4 protein-coding genes are annotated in these 5,791 nt (G+C 57.7%); 1 reads left to right on the top strand and 3 read right to left on the bottom strand.

All coding sequences use genetic code 11. The features are described 5' to 3' along the window. Positions 1–3,410: phage tail tape measure protein (locus A8B82_RS21460; RefSeq protein ID WP_067297241.1), on the bottom strand; the 3,410-nt coding region annotated here is incomplete at its 3' end. Between the two features lie 88 nt (positions 3,411–3,498). Here A8B82_RS21460 and A8B82_RS24075 point away from each other — a divergent pair. After that, a complete protein-coding gene (locus A8B82_RS24075; RefSeq protein ID WP_138069841.1) occupies positions 3,499–3,873 on the top strand; it encodes a hypothetical protein in 375 nt (124 codons plus the stop codon). A gap of 29 nt (positions 3,874–3,902) precedes the next feature. On the opposite strand, the gene A8B82_RS21455 is transcribed toward A8B82_RS24075, so the two are convergent. Together A8B82_RS21455 and A8B82_RS24280 are read right to left on the bottom strand one after the other, a co-directional pair. Next, the gene (locus tag A8B82_RS21455) at positions 3,903–4,424 is read right to left on the bottom strand and encodes a hypothetical protein (protein ID WP_067297239.1); all 522 of its coding nucleotides are present in this window, start codon (positions 4,422–4,424) and stop codon (positions 3,903–3,905) included. A gap of 918 nt (positions 4,425–5,342) precedes the next feature. Continuing rightward, on the bottom strand, positions 5,343–5,791 hold a 449-nt coding region (locus tag A8B82_RS24280; protein WP_161489495.1), incomplete at its 5' end, for a hypothetical protein.

Raw genomic sequence — 5,791 nt, 5'->3', positions numbered from 1 at the left:
CTCGACGTGATCCCAAGGGTCTCCGCCGCGCTGATCAGGCTATCCTGAATTTCAGCAACAATGTTTTGGAGTGGAGCGGCCACATCCTCGTCGGCTTCGGTATAGGTGGTGCGAACCTTCTTGGAGAGGCCCCAGAAACGCTTGGTTTCGAGCGTTTGGAATGTCTCGACAAGCGTGCTCATGCCGTCAACTGTCACGCGGATCCCGCGGTCCAGTTCGGTAATTTTTTTTCGGAAGAAACTGAAAACGGCGGCGACGGCAAGCAGTGGAGCCGCAATGGCGCCGATGGCACCTGCAATAGCTGTGCCTGTACCAGTCGCGAATGCCGTACCAACCTGCGCGCCGATAGAACTGAACATACCGCCAACGCCGCTGCTGAAAAGCGAGCCCACAGAGTTCATGAAACCGCCCGCGAGAGCGCCACCGATGCTACCAATCCCACCCAGAAGACCGCCGCCGCCACCGCCGCCTGCGGCCCCCGTTGCCGCCTGCGCCACACCACCGGTGAGGCCTCCGGATAGCCCGAGCACGATTTTGATCGGGTTGGCAACAGCGAAGGCGATAGCCTGCGAGATGCTGGACACGATGGTGTTCAGAATGGCCTGGCCAAGTTTTTTGAAATCCCGAAGTCCGCCAGCCACGAAATCCCCGATTGCATTGGCAAACCCGTCGATTGCGCTGACCAAGGGTCGATTGATGGCTTGCTCAAGCTGCTCTGCCGCGCGCTCAACCTCTTTGAGTTGCCGTGCCGCCTCCTTCGCTTCTTCAGACAGTTTCTTGGCTGCACCGCCACCACCACCGCCGGAGCCAGCAGGGTTGACCAAGCTGTTGAGGTGCTTGCCAAGTGACTGAACCGAAGCTCCGGACTTCTGGGACTGACCGAACACTGCACCAAGATTGGCAGCCACGCCCGCAAGACCGGTGGAGGCAGATTTGAGAACCTTCGTGCTCAATCCGGACAGGAACCCACCCGCCGCAGAGGTCACGTTTGCCACAGCAGAGGCAGAGGTGGAAAGACGCAGGAGGCCGGATGCGAGCCCGCCCATCTGCGAAACGATGTTTGCAATCGCGGTAGCGAGGCGGTTCGCCGCCACAATCGCAGGCGCGAATTGCGGAGCGATACGCGCGATGGCAGCACCGAGCGTCGTGGTGGACGCCTCGGCAATCGCGATCTGCGATCCCAGTGCACCGGCTTCGACAGATGCAGCCAGCAGCGCCTGGTAGACGCCGCGCGTGTTCGCATCCATGTTGTCCAGACCACCGGCCGCGTTGAAGATGTAGCTTGCCATCTCCGCGATCGCGCGCGACTGCTGGCCGAAGGTATCCATCGCGCCAATGGCCTCGATGTCCGCTTTCAGGAAGGCCACTTTGTCCGCGCCGAGACCGAGGGTTTCATTCAGCGTCAAGACCGTCGCAAGAACCTTCTGGAACCCAGCAGATGCGTCCGCTTCCGCCAGTTCATTCTGAGCCATCAGGACGGCCCGCATCGCTTCGGCGGATGCACCGTATTCCTCACGCAATTCGATCAGAGATGGGATGACGGTATAGACCTGGGCGGTTGCCTCCTTCGCTCCTGCAGAGAGATCAGAGAAACCGCTGCCAGTGTCCCCAAGTCCCGCAGCAGTGTCCCGAGTGTCACGGAGTAGGGATGAGAGCTGGATCCGCAGTCCCTCCAACTCGATCTTGTACTCCTCTGCCCGAGCCTGAGACTCCAACATTGCCTCAGTATTGCGCAGAGCCGGGTTCAGGCCATTGCGGTGTGTCTCGAACATCTTGACGTTCGCCTCGGCAACCAGGAGGATGGACCGGGCATGTTCAATCTGTGCCTGGGTCTCCTTGATGACGAGATCTCTGGCCTGCGGAGCATGGCTCTTGATGTAGATCCCCAGCTGCTCGTTGAGAAGCTTTTTGCTCTTGGCTGCGACCTCAGCTGACGCGGCATACTCCTCCGCTCTGTCTCGCGCCTCGCCATATGCTCTGTACGTTGAGGTTAGTGCCGCCGTGATTCCGGTGAAGATCGCAACGCCAGGAATAAGGTTCATGGCGACTGCCATTCCGCGAGCCGCTACGGCGCCTGCGATGAACTGGACCTCCATGATGCTGAGCAAGGATACCGATCCCAACATGCCAGAAATCAAGGCTGGGATCTTCGAGGCTGCCAGGATCCCGATAGCAACACCGAGGGCATCTGTATTGTTGGCCAAGAGCATCATCGCCCCCGCCATCGCTTCGGCTGCGGGCACGAGGATTGGCAGGATCACGTTCCCCAGCCCGAGCAAGATATCTCCAAGCGCCGCCGTCGCCCTGTTCAGGCGACCGTCAAGGCTGCTGTTGATCTTCTGGAATGCCGTCTCAGTTGCACCCAGCTTATTCTCCATCTGCTCCAGGATGGATGTCAGCTGTGCTGATCCGCCCCCGGCAAGGGCCAGAACTGCCGTGGTCGCCTCGACCGAGCCAAACAAAGCACGCATGGCGTCGGCGGAGCCACCGGTCGCAACAACGATCTGGTCAAGGAAGCCCTTCAGCCCCATGCTCTCGATCGCTGCGGTGTTGAACTCGATGCCAAGCTGTGCCGCAAGATCGCTTGCCTGCTTGGTGGGCCCGGTCACAGCGGTCAACGCAGCACGGAGGCCGGTGACAGATTGTGCGGTCGTGAGACCTTGCGTGGTCAAGGCCGCCGTCGTGGCCACAACTTCATCGAAGGACACGTTCAGGGCAGAGGCGATGGGCAGGACGTTGCCGAGAGCAGCGCCAAGCTCTGCCGCCGTGGTCTTGCCCGCCCGGATGCCAACGAACATCGCGTCAGACGCCTGTGCAGCGGTCAGGTTTGATGCCTTGTAGCTGTTGGTAGCCGTGGTCAGAGCATCGACCGCGATGGTCGTGCTGGTTACGCCGCCAATGGCGAACTTGTTGGACTGCTCAAGCAGTTCGGCAGACTGGCGGACATCGCCCGCACCGGCCGAGATGGCCTGATAAAATGCCTCGACCTGCTGCTTGCCGGTGGTGCCGAATTGAACCCCCATCGACCGGGCCGATTCCTCCAGCATCGCCAACTGGCGCGGCGTGCCTTCGATCAGGGTCGAGGTCTCTGAGATGGACGCGTTGAACGCACGCGCCTCGGCGGTCGCAGATCCGATTCCCTGTATGGAGATAAAGCCAGCAGCGAGAACCCCCAGGGACCGCGCCGCCATCTTCGCCACCTTCTCGACGCTCATCGCGTCAGTGGCGAACCCCTTGATCTTCGGACGCGCCGCCTGCGCCTTGGTGCCAGCCTTGTCAAAGCCCTTGCCTACGCCGTCGGTCGCCTTCTCGGCGCGTGCGCCATGCTCCACCACGTCATCGAGACTGTGGACGGCCTTGTCCATCTGGCGGGTATCAGCGCCAAGAATGAGGTCGGCAAAATTGGCCATTTTCAGGCTCCTGGCTTGAAGATGTGAAAATCGTTGAACGAAAAAAACCGGCCCCTATAGTGGGTCCGGTTCAGTTCGGAGGTTTGAGATGTTGAAGAAAATTTTCTTTTTAGTTGGGATTCTTGCCGTCACCGCGTGCACGAGCAGTCAAGGATTTACTCCAGCAAACATAACTGAAGCCGACAAGAAAACTATGGATCGTGCGTTCATGGTAAGTCTGGCTGACCCGAAATCAGCACAGACATCGGGTATCCAAGTATTTCAGGCACCTAATGGAAACCGACTTATTTGCGGCCAATTGAATGCTAAGAACGCCTTCGGGGGATTTATCGGATTTCAGACTTTTGAGGTTATGACCGTCGCATCGGTTGATTATTCAAAGCCATATGTCAGGCCCATATTTGCAACAGGCGCAACTGCGGCTATTGACTGCGGGGGCGCAGGGTACACGCCACCCGCCTAGATTAGCCACCCCCACCGGGATGCCGACGGCTAGGCCGCTTCGAGCAACTCGTGGATGTTTACCCTGCTCTCTCCAGCCAAGTTGTTGAATTGGGACCCAACATTAATGACCCGCGAAAGCAACGCATCACAGTAGACATGAAAATCCAGCTTGCCATGGTCCACCATCCATCGCGAAACTTGAACCCAATCCCAAAGGGGGCTGGCTGAATTCACACGAGCTGTCGGGGCTGGAAAACCGTCCCGGCGCGCGCCCTTGATGAAAAGGCCGATAGCCTGTTTCGTCATGTCTGAGCGCGATGCAATCTCTGCTGCGCTCACCAAGAAATCAGGTTCGAAACGAACAATCGAGGTTCCAGTGCTGACGATCTGCTCATACGCAGAGAGGACCGCCTCTTTGTAGGTTTCCGCCTCACGATCAAAGCACAAATGCCCGTTGCCACGCATGACCATGTATGTGGCATCGTCACAGCCAGCTTCAAAAAAACGATCCTCGAAAGCCTCATCGTCAAGATCAGCCTCAACGACAAATGTAAAATCAAAAACAGTCATGTTAGCCTCCTTCTTTGTCGACTAAGTGCGAGCATCGACTGACAGCTTTTTTGATTGTCGATGCATGGTGATGCGCATTTCTTGGCGTGGAATAAACCGACACGCGACACCCCTCTCGGTCAGCGAATTCGCAGTAAAGCTTGCACCAAACATGTGCGCTCTTTCCTGCCGCGACATATCTCCAACCGCATTCTTCTGCGTATGAAACTGCCGCTTCGATGTCCTTGTTGGCGTGTCTTGGCCGACTCATCCTATGCGCTCTTATCTAATATTTCGTTTACTTCTGTCAACACGCGCACATTTAAGTGTGAAACTTGTGATCAAAAAACTTGGTTATATACCATATCATGCTCGCAACGACAGGCAGACACAACATGCAGTTGATCAAAATGTTTCAAGGTGAAGGGGGGCGCGCTTTTCTGCAAGGCGGCCCATGCGGCTGGGCCGCGCCGCACAGTTTGAAAAACTCAACCAGCCTTTCAATGACTAGTTCCGCGTCAGCGTCAAAGACCTCGGGGCCACGAACTACTACCCCCCTTGTTCCCCCTCAATCCTCGAAAGGTCTTTCCCATTCCATCGGTGGCTTACAAAGTGGATCCGCCCCCTTGGTCAGCCCGCGATGGTACTGGACGCACATCTCCGACAAAGCCTCGTATTCCCAAGGCTCTGTCAGTCGTTGAGTTGCGGTCCCGAAAGGCAATATCACATCCCAATCGGTAGGAACTGGCCCGGACATCGAACCTCTGACCGGGCCAATCTTGTTCATGGCGTCGATTAGATGAGCCGCGAACTCGATGTCAGGCATTTCAACCTGCGGATCGCGGCCCCTCTCGATGCGATCTTTCTCCATATCAAGCCGGGTCAGTTTTGATTTTTCCGGCGTGCTATGGAGATAGCCGACGCAAAGGGCGTGCAGCTTCAGTCTGCTGACGATTTCCCCAAAAAATTGTCATCCTCGCGGGCGTGGTCGATGACCTGCTGGGCGAAGGACGGCGACAACCACTTGGCCTTGTGCTCGGCCAGGCGGGCCTCATATTCCTCGTCTTCCTCATCTTCTTCTTGCTCGGGATCGTTCCCGATGCGCAGGAGGTGCGGAACGCTGACCATGTTCAAATCCAAAAACCACATGATGTCGTCATCACTGACGGTCAGGTCGCGGAGTTCTTTCGTCTCGGGATCCGGGCGCTGGATGTTCTCGAACCCTGCGATGAAGGTCTTGGCTGAACGGATCATGGACGCCTGCAAATCCTTTGTCAGATCGTCCTCTTCGTTCTTGCCGCGCTTGTGGGCCCCGCGCTTGGCGGATGCGGCCTTCTGGCGGGTGGCCTCTTCCGCACGCAGTCTTGCCTGAGCGCTACGGCTGCTGG

Source organism: Sulfitobacter sp. EhC04 (genome assembly GCF_001650875.1).
Taxonomy (GTDB): Bacteria; Pseudomonadota; Alphaproteobacteria; order Rhodobacterales; family Rhodobacteraceae; genus Sulfitobacter.
Note: the sequence above shows the minus strand (reverse complement) of the source record. Positions and strands in the feature narration are given on the sequence as shown.

Coding starts and splice junctions, on each gene's coding strand:
- A8B82_RS24075 (WP_138069841.1), top strand. CDS start 3,499: ATGTTGAAGAAAATTTTCTTTTTAGTTGGGATTCTTGCCGTCACCGCG.
- A8B82_RS21455 (WP_067297239.1), bottom strand. CDS start 4,424: ATGACTGTTTTTGATTTTACATTTGTCGTTGAGGCTGATCTTGACGAT.